Source organism: Methylomonas rosea (assembly GCF_024505055.1).
Taxonomy (GTDB): Bacteria; Pseudomonadota; Gammaproteobacteria; order Methylococcales; family Methylomonadaceae; genus Methylomonas; species Methylomonas rosea.
Genome location: NZ_JANIBL010000027.1, coordinates 1 through 17173, shown reverse-complemented (window position 1 = coordinate 17173; position 17173 = coordinate 1). Strand labels below are relative to the sequence as shown.

Annotated in this window: 17 protein-coding genes, 1 tRNA gene and 1 pseudogene; 10 read left to right on the top strand and 9 right to left on the bottom strand. The window is 52.1% G+C overall.

The genetic code is table 11. The annotated features are described in order from the left end of the window. Positions 1-1224, top strand: coding sequence for a type II secretion system F family protein (locus NP589_RS10040; RefSeq protein ID WP_256606856.1), 1224 nt, complete (start codon positions 1-3; stop codon positions 1222-1224). Here NP589_RS10040 and NP589_RS10035 read toward each other — a convergent pair. After that, on the bottom strand, positions 1221-4385 hold the full coding sequence (locus tag NP589_RS10035; protein ID WP_256606855.1) for a LamG-like jellyroll fold domain-containing protein: 3165 nt from the start codon (positions 4383-4385) through the stop codon (positions 1221-1223). The genes NP589_RS10040 and NP589_RS10035 overlap by 4 nt on opposite strands. Positions 4386-5098: 713 nt before the next feature. Between NP589_RS10035 and NP589_RS21655 the strand changes: the two genes are divergently transcribed. The 5 genes from NP589_RS21655 to NP589_RS10010 all read left to right on the top strand — a co-directional run bounded on the left by NP589_RS21655 (position 5099) and on the right by NP589_RS10010 (position 7805). Then, a complete protein-coding gene (locus NP589_RS21655) occupies positions 5099-5554 on the top strand; it encodes a type II secretion system protein (RefSeq protein WP_305890979.1) in 456 nt (151 codons plus the stop codon). Between the two features lie 120 nt (positions 5555-5674). Next, positions 5675-6166, top strand: coding sequence for a prepilin-type N-terminal cleavage/methylation domain-containing protein (locus NP589_RS10025; protein WP_256606854.1), 492 nt, complete (start codon positions 5675-5677; stop codon positions 6164-6166). Then, the gene (locus NP589_RS10020; protein ID WP_256606853.1) at positions 6150-6617 is read left to right on the top strand and encodes a type IV pilus modification PilV family protein; all 468 of its coding nucleotides are present in this window, start codon (positions 6150-6152) and stop codon (positions 6615-6617) included. The genes NP589_RS10025 and NP589_RS10020 overlap by 17 nt, the downstream gene beginning before the upstream one ends. A 1-nt stretch (position 6618) precedes the next feature. After that, positions 6619-7410, top strand: a complete 792-nt coding sequence (locus NP589_RS10015) for a PulJ/GspJ family protein (RefSeq protein ID WP_256606852.1) — start codon at positions 6619-6621, stop codon at positions 7408-7410. A 26-nt stretch (positions 7411-7436) separates the two neighbouring features. Further along, positions 7437-7805, top strand: coding sequence for a hypothetical protein (locus NP589_RS10010; RefSeq protein ID WP_256606851.1), 369 nt, complete (start codon positions 7437-7439; stop codon positions 7803-7805). A gap of 198 nt (positions 7806-8003) precedes the next feature. Here the strand turns inward: NP589_RS10010 and NP589_RS10005 are convergent, their stop codons facing one another. Then, positions 8004-8183, bottom strand: a complete 180-nt coding sequence (locus tag NP589_RS10005) for a hypothetical protein (protein ID WP_256606850.1) — start codon at positions 8181-8183, stop codon at positions 8004-8006. Between the two features lie 410 nt (positions 8184-8593). Between NP589_RS10005 and NP589_RS10000 the strand changes: the two genes are divergently transcribed. Continuing rightward, positions 8594-8680 (top strand) — tRNA-Leu (locus tag NP589_RS10000). A 62-nt stretch (positions 8681-8742) separates the two neighbouring features. On the opposite strand, the gene NP589_RS09995 is transcribed toward NP589_RS10000, so the two are convergent. The 5 genes from NP589_RS09995 to traF form a co-directional block, all read right to left on the bottom strand. Then, complete coding sequence (locus NP589_RS09995; RefSeq protein WP_256606849.1) at positions 8743-8976, bottom strand: hypothetical protein; 234 nt, start codon at positions 8974-8976, stop codon at positions 8743-8745. 110 nt (positions 8977-9086) lie between these two features. Further along, positions 9087-9569 carry a FlhC family transcriptional regulator gene (locus NP589_RS09990; protein WP_371929662.1) on the bottom strand — a complete coding sequence of 161 codons (483 nt, stop codon included), beginning with the start codon at positions 9567-9569 and terminating at the stop codon, positions 9087-9089. Between the two features lie 14 nt (positions 9570-9583). Further along, complete coding sequence (locus NP589_RS09985) at positions 9584-10174, bottom strand: flagellar transcriptional regulator FlhD (RefSeq protein ID WP_256606847.1); 591 nt, start codon at positions 10172-10174, stop codon at positions 9584-9586. A gap of 95 nt (positions 10175-10269) precedes the next feature. Beyond that, positions 10270-10629 carry a conjugal transfer protein TraH gene (locus NP589_RS09980; protein WP_443190211.1) on the bottom strand — a complete coding sequence of 120 codons (360 nt, stop codon included), beginning with the start codon at positions 10627-10629 and terminating at the stop codon, positions 10270-10272. Further along, complete coding sequence (gene traF, locus NP589_RS09975; protein ID WP_256606846.1) at positions 10626-11636, bottom strand: conjugal transfer protein TraF; 1011 nt, start codon at positions 11634-11636, stop codon at positions 10626-10628. The genes NP589_RS09980 and traF overlap by 4 nt, the downstream gene beginning before the upstream one ends. Positions 11637-12140: 504 nt before the next feature. Here traF and mobI point away from each other — a divergent pair. After that, positions 12141-12611, top strand: a complete 471-nt coding sequence (gene mobI, locus NP589_RS09970) for a conjugative transfer protein MobI(A/C) (protein ID WP_256606845.1) — start codon at positions 12141-12143, stop codon at positions 12609-12611. Positions 12612-12993: 382 nt separating this feature from the next. On the opposite strand, the gene trfA is transcribed toward mobI, so the two are convergent. After that, entirely contained in the window at positions 12994-13857 is an 864-nt protein-coding gene (trfA, locus tag NP589_RS09965; RefSeq protein ID WP_256606844.1) for a plasmid replication initiator TrfA, read from the bottom strand. A gap of 10 nt (positions 13858-13867) precedes the next feature. Further along, entirely contained in the window at positions 13868-14314 is a 447-nt protein-coding gene (locus NP589_RS09960) for a hypothetical protein (RefSeq protein WP_256606843.1), read from the bottom strand. A gap of 128 nt (positions 14315-14442) precedes the next feature. Between NP589_RS09960 and mobH the strand changes: the two genes are divergently transcribed. After that, a complete protein-coding gene (gene mobH / locus NP589_RS09955) occupies positions 14443-16788 on the top strand; it encodes a MobH family relaxase (RefSeq protein ID WP_256606842.1) in 2346 nt (781 codons plus the stop codon). Positions 16789-16870: 82 nt separating this feature from the next. Then, positions 16871-17173, top strand: a pseudogene (locus NP589_RS09950) (conjugative transfer system coupling protein TraD); the annotation flags it as partial.

Genomic DNA, 17173 nt, shown 5'->3' with positions numbered 1-17173 from the left:
ATGGCGAATTTTGCCTATAAGGCCCGCAATCCCAAAGGCCAACTGATCAACGGCCAGCTGGAAGCTGAATCCGCGCAAACCGTCGCACAAACCCTAAATAGCAGAGGTTTGATCCCCATCGCCATCGAACCGATCGCTAGCGGCGCCGACTTGCTGGAACAATTTGCGCACTGGCGCGCCTTAAGGGCTCTCAATATCAACGACCTGATTCTGTTCAGCCGACAAATGTACAGCCTGACCAAAGCCGGCGTGCCGCTGTCCCGCGCCATTAGCAGCCTGGCCGATTCCAGCCGCAATATTGCCTTGAAGCAGGCTTTGGTTGGTATCACGCGCAAACTGGAATCCGGCCAACCGCTGTCGCAAGCCATGGCGCAATACGACCGGATTTTCCCGTTGCTATTGCTCAGCATTGTCAATGTCGGCGAGACCACCGGCAGCCTGGAGCAAGCTTTTCTGCAAATCAGTCATTATCTGGAGCGGGAAAAGGATACCGAGAACCGCATCAAAACCGCGCTGCGTTACCCAGGCATGGTAATCGCGGCCATCAGCATCGCCCTGGTCATCGTCAATATCTATGTCATTCCGGCCTTTAAAGGCATGTTCGACAAAATGGGCGCGCAATTACCTTGGCAAACCCGTCTGATGATGTCGATTTCCGAATTTACGGTCAATTACTGGCCGCACCTGTTGGGGTCATTGGTCGCGGCAGCTTTGTTGTTTGCCAAATATCTGAAAAATCCGGAAGGCTTGAAGCAATGGCATTGGCTGTTGCTAAAAATTCCGGCGGTCGGCAGCATCGTCGAACGGGCGACGATGGAACGATTTTCCCGCGCCTTTGCCATGATATTAACCGCCGGCGTACCGTTGATTCAGGGTATTGCGATAGTCTCAAAAGCCGTCGGCAACGAATACATCGGCGCCAAGCTGCATAAGATGCGGATCGGCATCGAAAAAGGCGACAGTATCAGCCGGATGGCGAAAAGCATCGGTCTGTTTCCGCCCTTGGTGATTCAAATGATTATGGTCGGCGAAGAGTCCGGCAACATCGCGGAAATGTTGCATGAAGTAGCAGACTTTTACGAAGGCGAGATTGATGCGGATCTGAAAGTGCTCTCCAGCGTCATCGAGCCGGTGTTGATCGTGGTAATCGGCATCATGGTACTGGTGCTGGCATTGGGTATATTTCTACCAATGTGGGATTTATCGACCAATATGCATCGCTAGTATACTTCCCGCAGATAAATCTGCCGGCTGTTGCCTTTGTAGATACCAAATGTTGCCTTGGCCGTTGGCGCGTCATCGTGTCCACCGTCGTGATCCCAATCGAATAACAGCCATGGCAGACTGCTTAGGTCTGCACTGACATCGATATAACCGGTATTGCCGGCGCCCGGCGCACTGAAACTCAGGCCCGCTATACCGGCTAGCAGTGGCGTATTCGCCAAAGTCGCAGACGATGTACCCGACGGCAGTATGGTCATAGCCGTATTTCCGGCTTTTAAGGCGCCGTTTGAGGTAGCTGCATTGCTGAGCTTGATCTGGCTACTTAGACTCAGGTTCGTGCAATTGTCAGCGGTGTTGGTGACGAAAGCAGTACCATTGAAATACTCGCTGAACAAGGGCATGGGTAAGGCTGTCAGTTCCGAACCGTGGGCATTGCTTAGCGTCAAACGTCCCCAGCGCTGGGTTTTGTTGCCGCCAGAGAAAGCAATGCCGTTTCCGGCACTCGCCGCCCCGAATTTCACCGGATTATTGCCCGCCACACCGTTGATGTGAGCCACCTGCACCGCGTCGGTATCCTGCAAGCTAAAACTCATCGCGATTTCAGCGTTAAACGGTGCCAATGGATTGCCGCGAGTAACACCAAGAATATTGCTGCTAGTATCCGCAAATGTCAACGTGCCGCTGCCGTTGCCGGTATCGGTCGCGACCGGTGAACTGCTGTTTAACACCGTCAAGGCGTTGCCGGCTTCGCTGTAGCTGGGCGTTATGCCATAAGTAGCGTGACTAGGGCTGATTTTCCAATAACTGCCGGTGTAGTTTTGGGTAGTTACGTCATCGGCATTCTTGGCGCTGATAGTTGCTACCGGGTTAGTCGTATACTTGATGGGTTGGCCGACGTAACTAAAGCTGCCGCAGGCTGGGGCGAATAGCGGCGTGTTTAGGGTCACGTCAAAATGGTCCGGGATAAAGCGACCGAAATTACTGGTGGTAGCCGTATTACCGAATTTGCAGCCGAATTTTCCGCCGACCACGGTATTAGCAAAACTGTTGGCGCAATCATTGTTTACCGCATCGACCTCGGTGAAGTTGTCGTCGTAAACGCCTTGCGCCGATAAATTGAAATAGCCCACTTCGGAATAAATAAAATCAGTACCTCTTGCCGTTCCCGTCGCATGATCCGCGTAGTCGAAAGTGCCGGTCAAGGTTCCACTGCGAACCGCCCCACTGTGCGCGTTCAATTTACTGGGATCCAGCTTTGGCGAGCCGTCATATCCGACTACTCCGCTGGCGGCCGTCATCGTAAAACTGGTACCGGTTTTAATCGCCGAACTGCCGTCGGCGCTCGCGGAGACGTTAAACGCGGCCGGCCTCACCGAGAAGCTGTCAGCCGAGCAACCCACTACGGACGGAGAATTGGTAGCGTCGGTCACCCGGCAACGTAAATTGGCGTAAGCTTTGGCAACCGTAAAGCCCGCGCTGCTTTTTCGGCCTTGCTCACTGGGTTGCGATGCCTTGGTAAACGACAGAGTCTGGCTAATAGCCGGACTTAGCGCGCTCCTATAACGGCAGGCCGTGCTCCCGGAGCCATCGACAAGTTCCACTGTCACGTTACGCGTCACATCGGAAGCATAGGTAGTGAGCGCTCCTTCGGCGATACCGTCGCTATTCCCGTCTTTAAGGGCAACTACGTCTAAAGCAAACGGGGTACCAGCCAGTTTGCCGTAGATATGCCCAGTCAATTCCGATTGCCCGGCTTCGACGCAATTGAAATCAACGGGATTGAGCAACACCGGCGAAACAACAGTGCAAGAGCGGGTGCGCGACATAAGAGTTTGGATATCTGTTTGAGATAAGGCATTTTGAAAAATCCTAAGCTCGTCGATATTGCCGGCAAAACCAAAGTTATTGTTATTCTCCCCGGCCGCATTGGTTTCACCACCGATAGATGCAATGCCGCTATCCGAACCGAAACTGGTTTCGGTCCACGTCATGCTGACATTGGCCAATAAAGTTCCGGCGGTATTGAATACGTAAATCCGTTTAATTTTATTGGGCACGTCGGCCACCGCCGCGACGAAATACCAGGTGTTATTAGCTATCACGTTTGCCGTGTCCAAACTCAACGCTGAAGGCGTCCCCCTAGTAAAGAAGCGCACCTTACCTGTTCCGCCGTCGGCGAGGCTAAAGCCGTAACCACCACTGTTATTTTCGTCGTCGATAAAAATCCGCTGGTTCGGCGAGGTGTTGTTGGTGGTTTTGATCCAGGCGGCAATAGTGAAAGCGTCGCCCGTCGCTCCCAAGTTGGGGAAACTGGATGACAACGCAACATAGTTTTTATTGGTGCGGTTGAAGACCCCGTAGCCGCAGGTTCCCGGACTACCGGCGCGCGCTGGTAGGGTGTTGGCAGTGCTGGGTTTGCTGCCCGCCAACGTTGCGGCCGTACCGTGATAGCCGCTCCCACTGTCAATCACTTCGTTGGCAGTACCGTTCCAGGACGCTTCGTCCATATAAAAATCCAACTGGGGTAGCAACGTCGAAGGCACCGTGTAAACCTGGCCAGTGAAGTTGCCATTGCCACTACCGCTACCGCCCAACACAGTATTGGTGGAATCCTTAATCGTATCGTTATCGACCAAATTCAACCCTAAGGACCCTGAGCCCAAACCGGTATTGGCTGTCACGGTCCAGCTAGTGCCGCTACCGATCACAGAACTTATCGAGGCGCCAGTCACCCCTCCGCTCGGCACCAGAGAAAAGTCAGTGGTATCAACACCTGTGACACCCTTGTCGAACGTAACGCTCCAAGACACATTGCTTCCAGCCGTAGTGGGGCTTGCAGACACCCTGTCGATACCGGTAACCACAGGCACCAGTCCTTCAAGGCGACTTGGGTAGCTGGTAGTGTCATACGCAAACCACATATCGTCGTCACTGGTGTTGTTGACGATAAGCTTAAGCGCTAAATAGCGCCCGGCAGGTATTGTAAAGCTTGAAGGTATCGTGAAAGTAGCCGTTTTCTGAACCCAGCTACCAGTCGTGGCCCAAGGACTACGATTAATTGCGGACGAGGCTATTTGGATACAGCTAGCACCCGTGCTGTCGCAATGTGCCAGAAAAGCGGACACGCCACCATCTCTTTCACTGTTTCTGAAGTCTTTCATAGCACTCCAAAATATGAATGTCACATTACCAATTATGATGCGTCCACCCGCAGCAACAAGCCAAGTCTGATATCGGGATGCGTCTGTTTCAGTAAACCCGCTACCACCTTTCTGGATAAAGCGACCAGCGGAAGAATCTCTATCGGGATCGAAATTTGGTAAAGTGGTCTGAGTCGGAGCGTTAATTTTAAAATTACTCACCGGCACGCCCGCTCCAGTTCCAGAACCATTCAGATATAATGTTTCAGCTGAGGATTGAACGCTGAAAACTGCTAACAGCGCGAGCGCCAGGAGTTGCGCCCAACAGCCAAACACCCGACTCATTATCAGCTATGGCCTTGACATATAGGACAAATATGCCGACCGTCCTCGGTACATAACCAGCCTGAATTAACGGCCAAGAATAACTCACCTTCGAACCAGGCCCTACCGTCGCTGAGGCGCCTACCGACTCGCTCGTCACTGCGCGGCGCCCGCCGAAACTCTATTGAACGCAAGCCTTGGGGGTTGCAGATGTCGCAAAAGATGAATGTCCGAATACTCATATCAATAGTAAGTGAAAAATACCCTGAAAACTCAAGCGTTGCATTTTCTCAATGGTTAACCAAAATTAAACCCCAGTATAGACTAGGTCATACTCTACAATAGCTAGCAATTCATATACCTTACTTTTAACAGAATATTCGTTTACGCCTTAATTTTCGGAAAAAACAATGAAATCATATCGACAGCAAGGATTCACATTAATAGAACTAATCATGGTCATCGTGATTTTAGGTATTTTAGCGGCCACCGCTTTACCTAAGTTTTCCAACATGTCCGCCGATGCCCGGGCGGCGGCGCTGGAAGGTGCGTTTGGCGCGGTTAACTCCGCGATAACCATTGCGCACGCCCAAGCCCTGCTCGAAAGCAAAACCGCCGCGTCGGGCCAAACCATAACGCTGGAAGGCAATACCGTGGATTTGGTGTATGGCTACCCGGCGGCAACCGCTGCCGGTATCGGCTCGGCCATCCGCTTGACCGGCGATCTTTCGTTCACCACTGCCGGCACGAAGATCGGTTTCTCATCAGGCGTAACGACTGCCGCCACTTGCGAGATCACATACACAGCGGCTACCAGCGCATCGGTCCCCGCAACAGCCAGCATCGTTAATAGTAACTGTTCGTAATGGAAATAAAGCTGCCCTAAACACGCATCTAAACGAAGACCTTGGTCCGCCATGTCGATCATAAAGGGCTATTGAGCATGTGCGGTGCCAGCTTTTGACCATAGCCTGTCTTAGACTGAGATGCTGAGTATTTCGGACCGCCGCTCGGCCGGTTTTACATTGCTTGAGCTGGCAATGACCATCGTCATTCTCGGTATTTTGTCGGCAACGGCATTACCCAAGTTTTTCGATCTGTCGGTTTATCAGGAACGAACCTTCTTCGACGATACCATCAATGCCATTCGCTACGCCCAAAAGTTGGCGGTGACGACCGGCTGCAATGTTCAAGTGCAAATCAGCGCCAATCAATTCGAATTGCGCCGTCCATCTGCGACGGATCGCAGCAAGTGCGCCTCAAACGTCGCCACCGATTTCGATCTAACGGTGGCTAGACCTGGCTCAGGAGAATCGACTTATCAGGGCAGTCAGACCGGTATTAATTTGATCGACACGACCTTTTATTTCACGGCCAAAGGCGACGCATCCGCCGACCAGCAAATCAGTGTCGGTAGTAACGGCAAACAAATCAGCGTGGTTAAAGACACCGGCTTTGTGTATGACAGCTCATCTTAAACCATATGCGAAAATCCATTATCAACGGCAAATCGGCGTTACGCTGATAGAGTTGATTCTATCGATGCTGATAATCAGTATCGGACTGCTAGGCGTGTTATCGGTGATTAATCTAACCGTTAGCCACAGCGCGAACCCGGTGCTACAGCATCAAGCCATCGCGATAGCGGAATCCTATCTGGAGGAAATTTTACTCCAAGCCTACAGCGGTGGAAGCACTAGTGCCAGAGCCGACTACGACGATGTCGATGACTATAACGGCCTGGGCGACGTTGGTGTGCATGATCAACAAGGCAATGCAGTTGCCGGCTTATCGCAATATAACGTCACAGTCTCGGTATCGGCCGCCACTGCGTTAACCGACGGCGTAAATGCCAAACAAATAACCGTTACCGTTGATGGTCCAGGCGTTAGCGATTTGCGTTTGGTGGGTTATCGAACCGAGTACTGATATGCGCCGCGCTAATCTAGGCTTTACCCTAATCGAGTTAATTACAGTGCTGGTCATTATCGGCATTCTGGCGGCAATGACGACCGACATTATTACCCTGCCGGTGAAAAGCTATCTCGATCTGGAGCGCCGCACCACACTAGTCGATAACGCTGAATCGGCGCTTCGGCTGATGCAACGCGACATTCGCCGCGCCCTGCCCAACAGCATCCGCATAGCCGGCGGCGGTACAACACTAGAGCTTTTGCATATCAGCGAAGGCGGCCGTTATCGAGCAAAATTGGCAGCGGACGGCAGCGGCGACGTTCTGGACTTTACGACAAGCGACAATCGCTTCGATGTCATGGGCAGTTTGGAAAATACGCCGGCGGGAGAACTGGTTATTTACAACCTCGGCAGCGGCACTAGCGATGCGTATGCCGGCAGTAATCGCGCCACCTTAGACAACACGTCCACAACGACCGAGTTGATTCTAGGAACTGCCAAGCAATTTCCGCTGCAATCGCCGGCACAACGGTTTTTTATCGTCGATACCCCGCTGAGCTATCGTTGCGATCTGCTTGCGGGCACTTTATTGCGCTACAGCGGCTACAACATCACTGCCACACAAGTTAATCCGCCGACTGGTGCAAGCGGACAACTACAAGCCAACAATGTCAGTAGCTGCGATTTTGCCTATAGTTCGGCGACAGCGTCGCACTCCGGAATAGTTACACTGACCATCACCTTGACGGACAGCGCCGGAGAGTCGACCCGATTGATTAGACAAATCCATGTAGATAACGCGCCGTGAACCGACAAGGCGGATTCTCAATTGTGATGGCAACTTTTGTACTTGTAGTGCTGGGTCTGTTGGGTGCATATATGGTTAGGCTAAGCGCCCACCAAATTAGTACCTCCATCAACGCACTGCAAGGCGCTAGAGCCTATCAGGCCGCGCGCGCCGGCATCGAATGGTCGATTGCCCGGATTGCCAACGGCGGCAGTTGCACTGACCTAAACACCCAAACCGCGATGGTTTTTACCGGCCTTGACGGATTTTCGGTGAAAATAAACTGTAGCAGCCAGACATATTCCGAGGCTGACAAAACAGTAAATGTTTTTCGGATTAACGCCTTGAGTCAATTCGGTAGTTACAGCGATAACGACTATGTAGCAAGAGAAATAGAGACGTCTATTGTGAATTAGACAAAACGGTGCACCGATCTAAATCGTATTCAAGGGTTGAATCGATCTTTCACTTTACGCCCTTGCTTTAGAACCACGGAACAAATCATCAACCTGTCATCCTTACTTACTGCCCCATAGAAAAAAGTAACCGAAGGGTTAAAGTCGTCTCCTCAGATTAGAAGTAAACTGAATGCCTGAAAAAATGAGTTTCAATGGTTACACAATCGCCACCTTGATAGCAAATGGATAGAGTTCGGCATGATATTCTCGAAGCGTGTGTTTGGTTGCATCCAGGATGTCTGGATGATCGATCACCCGTTGACAAGGGGTTTGCAGCGAGTGGTATTTTTTTGATGAACTTGGCGCCATCCCGTTATTTTTTCTGACGTTTTGCATCGCTGGTGAACCAAATGCGTTTCAAGGGCTCTAGCAGCAACTTGGCTGGGTATTTCCGATTAGGGGCCAGCGCTTTGTGGGTGAAGTGGATGGCTTTATTTTTCGATTCAGTAAACGAATCGCGTACTTGCGGGCGTAACCGCCAACCCCGTAAACTCGTTCAGGATCGTTTATTTCGCCGCTCGATCACTTTTCGACAGCCTTAGGAGGGCTTGTAAGTAGACCCTGCGTTCGTGTTTTCCCATTGGTGTAATCCAATAGCGTGCGGTTACATTCAAAGTGAGGCTACGCCCCTCCTTTACCGAGGTCTTGAGTTACTTTTAATTTGAGGCAATTCTGGATAAAACTTAAAGTTGACACAACCCGACTATTTACTTATAATGGCCAAATTGCTTGCTCAAGCAGGTAATGCCGAGGTGGTGAAATTGGTAGACGCGCTAGCTTCAGGTGCTAGTAGGGGTAACCCTGTGGAGGTTCAAGTCCTCTCCTCGGCACCATTAATATCAGTAAAATCAATTGCTTACGATATTGATGATGTAATTTTGATGTAACGAAGTACTTATCCTCTTTGCTTTCTAGCAAAATCTTTAACCTCTTCAGGTAAATATTTAGGGTGACTTCCGGGATAAGGTTTTACCGGCCTTGGAAATCTTGGATGAGATTTAATCTCATGCGCTTTTGACTTACCAACCCCAAAGAAGTAGGCAATATCCTCTATATCCCAAAGCCTATCACCTTTTGCTTTGCCTTCGAGTGCAATTAGGATCTTTTGAAGCGTGTCTTTTATCGTCATTTGACTCGCCTTAATATTTCCATAGTTTACTTTTTGATATGGGCGACCCTCTCGCCTTTTGCCCACCAAGCGCTAAATTTCTATAACACTTGATGGACAGACGGTATTTCCTACAGGCTCGTTTTCAAACTGGTTTTACATACACAACACCGCTCTAATGATTTTTCACTGCCTACTATTATCAACACCGGTGAACTGCACTGATGGCATGAAAACATCAGCAACTGCTTATTCCTCAAATCTCGCGCCACCAACCACGCCGTGGTGAAATCTAGGTCGCCAGTGGGCAAGGAGATTTTAAAGAAGTCGAATGCCTGGATGACGTTATCGATGCCACCCTGCAGATTTTCGGTTTCAATTGATCGAAATATCTTGGCGAAGAGTGTGGCTTCCTTGTAACGCCGTCTGTTGTGTGTCAATCCACGAATCGACTCCTTGATCGGACCGGGATTGCCAGGGCGCCCAAGCAATTCTTTGTACGTTGCTTTTATCAAGTCCTTAGGAATAGCGGTTTCCCTGAGAATGACTGCAATTCTGGCTTGGCGCTGAATCAATTCAACAGCCAATTCATACTGTTTTAGCCTTTTGATCATCCTTGTGGCCTCCATTACTCGTCACCGCTTAAAGTCAGCAAAACATCAATACTGCTACGCTGCTTGGCATTGAGGTGCGCAAACAAATGATTTGACACTCTTGGCGCAAAGCATAGCCAGCCAGACTGGGCAATATGCTCAATATCTTCAAGAGACAAGCGTCCGATGGCATCGCGCAAATCCTGATCAGTAATGCCGAGCATGTATCTGGCGAACAACGGCTTATCGCGGCAAAGCTCACGGGCTTTGATAAGCCATAGACTGTTCAATGACACTATTTCCTGATCAGTGATCTGATCCTGTGCGCGCTCCAAACAATCGAAATAGTCATCCAATTCGCCCAAGGCAGACTGCATGATTCCGCCGATGTCGGCGGACAGGTTTTTTAGCTGCAACCATTGCTTCAAAAAGTCCGCGCCGAATTCGTTCGTTAATGGACACAATAATGCATGACAAAAATGCTGCGTCACTTGCCCAACATTCACAAAGTCGAGCGTTAAGGGTTGATGATTGAAAAAACATTCTCGCGCCAGTCGGGCTAAGTTTTTCCCTTCCGCCGCATCCAGTGTTGTTCGAGCATTGATAGATTGAACGAGTAAGTGCATTATGACTCTCCTTGGTCGTTAGAAACGGCCAAGACATATCGTCGAAGTTTTGCGCGCATTTTGTGAAAATGTCCGCGAAATTCGAGGTTGTCGGGTTATGCCCCCAGTTTCGGTTTGACAAACCGGACAATGGATAGGGTGTTGTTCTGTTGGCGCCGATTGAAGCTGAAACTGCCGGCAAATAAATCGATGCCACCGCAACCGGCGCTGAACGACGGCGGTACGAACGACACCAGATTGGTGTTGGTGATGCCGTTCCGCGCCACCAGACTGCCGCCGGTAATCACGCCACGGCGCTGTCCCAAATGCGCGGTTGGTGCTGTGAAATTGGTCATGGTGCCGAACATGCTATCCATTTCCTGTTGCAGGTCGGCATAGGCCGGAACGGAGCTCTCGACCAACAGAGTCAACACCAGCACCTGGCGATAGCGTATTGGCAGCGAAAACGAAGTCATGGCGTGCTCCCAAAATGTGCACTGCGTTGCAATGCCTGGATCAGTGATAGTGGCTCTTGAGTGACCGCAGGGCTGATGCTACCGGCTGCCGGCAATAGCATCGGCGTGTTACGAATGCCCTGAGTGGTTTGGTATTGCGAGGCATCGATCCAACCGGCTTCCTTGGCCGCCAGTAGAATCCGACCGGTGATTTCTTCCAGAGACAAGGCACCTTGCGCCAACGGTACGACTTGCTTGGGCGGCTTCATCAGGAACAGAGCCGGGGTTTGTTCGACACCCAACATCGCCGCCTGACCGTTATCCCGTTTAAATTGACTAAAAAAACCGTTCGGCATCGGTAATCCATCCAGCGACACGGGATAAATCTTGAATCCGTAGGCGTTTTCCAGCATGGCCAGAATCGGCGCCTGCACATGGCAATAGGGGCAATCGGATCGGAAGAAAAACAAAATACCGGCTTGGGCGGCAATCGCTTTCAAGGCGCGTTCGGCCACCACGCTGGCCTGATGATTGGCTTCATTGGCCGCATAGGTTGCCACCGGACGGCGCACGGTTTCATCGAGTTGCGGATCGGACATCACCACATAACGAGCGGCATTGGTAAAGCGCTCGGCTTTGTCCATCATCACCCGCTGCAGGTAATAAAACGCCGCGACATTCTCGGGACTGGGATCATCAATGGCCTGGTTCAGGTAATGTTCCAGATTTTGTTTCAACCAGGCTGAGGAGAGCGGTTGGGGTTGGTTCGCCGCCGTGGATTTCGGTTCTGAAGCCGGTTTTTCCGAAGCCTTTGCCTCGGTCTTGGTCAATTCCGGAACCGGATCAGGTCGTTTTTCAGGTTGGATGTTCTTGACCGGTTCCGGCAACACTTCATACCAAAACCACCCGCGCTGCTTGTCTTCGAAATACGACATGGTAGGCGACTGAACAGCCTCTTCCCCGCAGACAACCGATGTCTGTAGCGACAGCATGAGCAGGAATGGAAGCAAGCCGTTTTTTGGGTTCATAGCCCAATTGTCCACTACGCCCCTGATCCGGTTGTTTGCGAAAACTCGCTAATTTTTGATCTTTCGCAAGTTGGGTCAAAAAAATTGCGCTTTAAACGCCTGAATCAATGAAAACGGCGAAAACACCGACTTTTCATGGAAGGCCGTCAAACGCGGCGCATTAAAATCCAGCGCGCTCGATCAAGATAACGATGAAAAAGCCTAGTGACATTTGCGTGACGATCACCTTGGAGTGTCTGGGCCGGCGGGCGCAGTCGGGGGGAATCGGCGAGATTATGGCCGCCCTATACAGGGTTTTTCGCCCAATGTTCATACAGGGAAATGACCGACGATTAGACGTTCATCAAGGCCTGACAAGCCGTTGATTCGATGAGACCTTTCGTTAAAAAAACTTCTTAGGCTTTTGACTCCGAATTTGACTTGCGCTGAACACGTTATTTTTTTCAAAAAAAGTCACTAGGTTTTTGAGACGAAAAAACCTGTGGTTAAGAATAGGTTTTTGACATGAATCCGATAAGCGAACCGAATGATCAAATGGCGTATGCCGATGAACGGGTGATTGAATGGCTGGCAGCTAACGTTGAAAGTCTGCATGGCCAGGCACGCATGCTGGTCGATGATTATTGGCGACGAGCGGGCCAGGAACGCAAAAAATATCCGGCATCTCAACGCGGCAGGCTGGGGGTTCGAATCCGGCGCAGGGAGAGCGCTTATTCTTTCACGATCGAGTGGTTTTTGATTGCGTCGTTGTCGATCGACGGCCAAACCCAAACGGTCACGCAATACCTCAAAAAGGGCAAAGGCTACAGCTATCCCTTGCAGCACGTTCTGAAAAAAGAACCCGACTGGGAGGCCTCACTGGTGGAGGAATTTGAAACCGAGTTTGCCGACCTGCGCAAACAAGTGGATTTATTGGGCAAGTTTCGAGATGCCTTTCATCGCTGTCGGCGGGAATTGCGTGAAGGTATGGATTAAAGTGCCTTGTCGGCTAAGACCGGACATGAATCCCGAAGTTATCCACAGGGGCGAAGCCCCTTATAAAGATTAAAAAAAGATTATAGATAGATTAGCAAGCGATTTTGGGTGCAGTTGAAATTCGCTACAGCCCTCGTCTGATATGGCCTGTAGCGATTTCGAAAAATGGGTCAGGCGTTAGTCGAATGCCGTGTGTTTTGTCAGCCGAATGCCGTGCTTTGCGTTAGCCGAATGCCGTGGGGTGTCAGTCGAATGCCGTTACTCTGTTAGCCGAATGCCGTGCCTCTGTCAGTCGAATGCCGTGTGCCCGTTAGCCGAATGCCGTGTCGGGGTGGCATCGACAGGGCCAAAAGGGCGTCAGTCGAATGCCGTGCCTTTTTGCTCAGGATTGCCTGAGTTCAAGATGCCGTTTTTGCGTTGGTGTCGGTTGCTTTTTGACCTTGACGACATCCTCATCGATCTCGAACCCCTCCAAAGCCCCGATACCGACCAAGGCTTGCAAGGCTTTCCGCATCCTGAGCTTGAAATCCCTGGGATTTTGGGTGCTACTGCCACTCAGTTGGTAGAGCGTTTGCAATTTCAACGGATATGGCGCCGCATGCGATGACAAAAAGCCATGCAGCCATAACGCCAGGGGGTGCTTACGCAGCTGCTGGCGCTGCTCGAATTCGATATGGGTGTAGCCGTCCTCGAACAACCGTAACATCGACTCGGTGAGTTCTACCACATAACGCTGGGTTGCCTCGTCACGGTGATAGCGCAGGAAACCTTTTTCGCCAAAGGTGTGTCGGCCGTGGTAGGTGATTTCGACGAAGGCACCACCCAGACGAGCCATGGATTCTTTCAGCCATTCGTGCTGACTTTTTCCGGTACATCGCCCCAGGGCCGTCAGCAACGCATGGGCGCTGAAGGTGACACTAAAGCCCGGTATTTGCATTCTGGACAGATGCACGATCTGCATCCAGACGTCCAAATCCGACTGATTGAGCTGTACTCCCAAGTAACGGACTTCGATACCGTCGACAGCCGCCAGTAAGGTGCGCTTTTTGTAGGCCATCCGTTCATTACCCTGAACGCCTGCAAACAGCGCGCTACGCAAACAGGCATTCGGCGTCCCTCGCATGCCGGCAGGCCAGCTAGGAATGGTGTCTAAGGGCTCAATGCGTCGAGGCTGGGCTTTCTTGCGATCGGTCAACGACTGGAAGCGCTCGGTGAGGTTGGTCAATGAGGTTGCAGTGTTTTGCATCATAGCCACCTCACTTTTTCAAGCTGCGGGGATCGCACTGCCGCGTTGGATCGGTCGGCGGCAGAGGGGTTTTCTCGACCCATTCGCGCTCTGCTTCCGTCAGATCGAGTTGGTGATGGCAGTATTTGCGCCAGGCGCGTTCTACCTCCAGGGGATCCGGTGCAGCAGGGTTTTCATCGTGGCCGGAACCCTCGACGGCGGAATCGGTTGCCGTCGACCACACCGGATCCTCGCGCCTGATCACATGTTCGATGGACGACGTACACCATGCCGAGCCGCCCAAACGACTGGGTTGCCGGGTAACATCCAGACGCCACCGCGACTCGAATGCAGTGATGGGCATCAGGGAGTCAATAACGGTTTCGCTGACTTGATCAGATGGTGTTTGTAAGGTGCTGCAACCCACGCTGATCAAGGCGGGGAAAATAGCAGCAATCGGGGCGATGCGGATGTTCATGTCGTCTCCAAAGAAATAAGAAGACTCGACACAGTAAGCACTATTTTTTGGGGAGCGTTTGCGAAAGCTCGATAATTATGCGTTTTTCGCAGATTGACTCAAAAAAATGACTGGCATGATAGCCGGTCATGAAAATCACGCTTTCACCGTTCTCGATTCCTTGGCTGCAACGTTTGTTCGTTGCCAGCAAACCTGCGCCTGAGCTAAGCCCGGTCAGCCAGGAGGAAGAGATCCCGCGTTACCCGCCGTTCATGAAAGGCTTGCCGGCCGCGCCGGTGGCCCGCATTCTCGGTACACAAACCGAGTTGATCCAGGCTATTGAACAGGCTTTGGCATGTCCGGAATCGCTGTTTCAGGGCATCGTGCTGCCGGTGATCGCGCGTTATGCGGCATTCAGCCATCTGCTGCCGGCGTCGGAATCCCATCATCACCGAGGCGCCGGCGGTTTGTTTCGGCATGGGTTGGAGGTCGCTCACTGGGCGGCTTTGACATCCCAGGACTGTCTGTTTGCCACCGATGCCACGCCGAAAGCGCGTAAATCCTTAGAACCGCGTTGGCGGTTGGCTGTCTGTTTTGCCGGTTTGTTGCATGACATCGGCAAGCCGGTATCGGACATAGCCGTCACGGATAGACTGGGTGAACATACCTGGAATCCTTGCGATGAAAACTTGACCGATTGGGCTGCGCTACATCACATCGATCGTTATTTCTTACGCTGGCGAGAGCATCGGCATAAGCGCCATGAGCAGTTCTCGGCCCTGGTCATCGAGCGGGTATTGACGCGGGAAGCACGCGCCTACATTCTGGCACCCGGTCCTGACATCATGCAGGCCATGCTGGAAACCATCCACGGTCTGGATCTCGGCTCGAAATGCTATTCGCTGGTCATGGCGGCTGATTGCCTGAGTGTGGAACGGGATTTAAAAGCCCACTATCATGGTATGGAATCGGCCATGGGCATGCCGGTTGAACGCTATCTGTGTGACGCCATGCGCCGATTGGTCAAATCCGGCCATTGGCTAGCCAACGAAAAAGGCGCCCGGATCTGGCGTTTCCAGGACGGTCTGTATATCGTTTGGCGCACAGCCGTCAAAGAAATTCTGAACCTGCTGGACAAGGATCACATCCCCGGCATTCCCCGTGATGAAGATACCCTGGCCGATATTTTGATCGAGCGCGGGCTCGCTATTCCTAAAACCTTGCCGAACGGCGGACGGTTTCGATATTGGCATATGCAAACTGAAACCCTGAATGGCAGTTTGTTCATGTTGCGCCTGGCATCGATCGAGCTGGTGTATAGCGGAGAGCCGCCCGTGGCGGTGGACGGCATGGAAGTTGGTGATCAGCCGGAGTCTGCGCCTGCTAACCTAGCCAGCGCCCATTCCCAATCCGTTAGAAAACCGGCTGCCGACGCAGGTGGAGGCAAGCGGCGAAAAGCCAAGGAATCTGACAGCACGGTCAAGACCGCTATCGCTGAGCCTACTGTTGCGCAAGTCGCTGAGCCCTTCATACCGGCGGATTTAGCTGCTATGTTGGCCATGGATTCTCAAATTGACAGCAGTCTGTGCGATCTTTCCGGACATGCGACTGAAGATGTGGACAACAAAGGCTTGGAAGACAAACCGCCAAATTCGCCAATCTCAGGTTTGGTGAGCACGATTGAAGCGGTAACCCCATCCATGGCGCGCCCCCAGGCCGAGCCAGCGCATACCGATCTCGCTCGACAATGGCTGGAAGCCCAAGGCCTGGCCGGCCAATGGCTGATTCAACTGGCTGGTATTGTTTTGTCTGAACAATGGCAATGGGGGACTGATCTGTTGGATCATAAAGACCAATGCTTGCTCGGTTTTCCTCGAACAGCGGATGCCCTGCAACTCGAAGCCAATCACTTCATCAAAATCCTGGACGAAAAAGGCTGGATAGTGACTGACGTACTCTCGCCCATGCGCAAAGTCCGAGAGATCGAAAAAATCCGCGGCCTGCTACTCGCCGGCGAACCGAGCGCCATGTTCAAACGGCTGTTAGCAAGCACGTCCGAGCCCATCGCAAGCTTAGAGTCAAAGCCAGCCGTTCCATCGGTAGCCGTCGGCCGGAACAGTGTCCCCAAAGCAAAACGTCCACCGGCGACAACGGTAAAGCAGACCGAGCAATCATCACCGCCGCTGAGTCAGGCATTGGTAGAGAATGAGCCTGCCACTAAACCATCACCGATTGTCGTACCAGCGCCGGATAATACAACACCAACGCCACCGTTTCGCCCCCCAGCAAGCGGCAAAATATTCAACCCGAATCATCCGCGCCACGATCTGAATCCAGCGCGACCAAAACACAAAACCTCCGACAAGTCATCGAACACTGGATGGACGAGTTATTGCAAGCCGCGCCGCATCTGCCATCAGACGGAACCGACGCGGCATGGCTTGATGTGGAGGATCAGTCGATTGAGACCTTGCTGCGAAACACGCCCGGCTTGACCCGCACACAGTTGATGCGTGCGCTGGGTAGCCATGCCGATTTTCGAAGTATCGGTGCCGTTTTGCAAATGCGGCATACCCGATGAAATCCGATTACGACTACCAGTTTCCCTGGCGGCCAATTTTCGAGGTGTATGCCATCTCGGGTTGGTTGGGTGGTGCCGAATTGGCGTATTGGACCAGTCGTTGGTCGGGCTTGCCGCACGAACCCTTCGATTGGTTGATGACGGCGTGCGGAGTGATGGCGTGTTGGCGGTTGTCACCGGCATTGAGTCTTTGGTACCGCAAACGCCGATTGCGCCAGTTTCGCTTCCAATACCTGGATGCAGAGAAGCTTGTAGCGATGGTGAAGCATCATCCCGAGGCCTTGTGGTTCGGCTGGGGT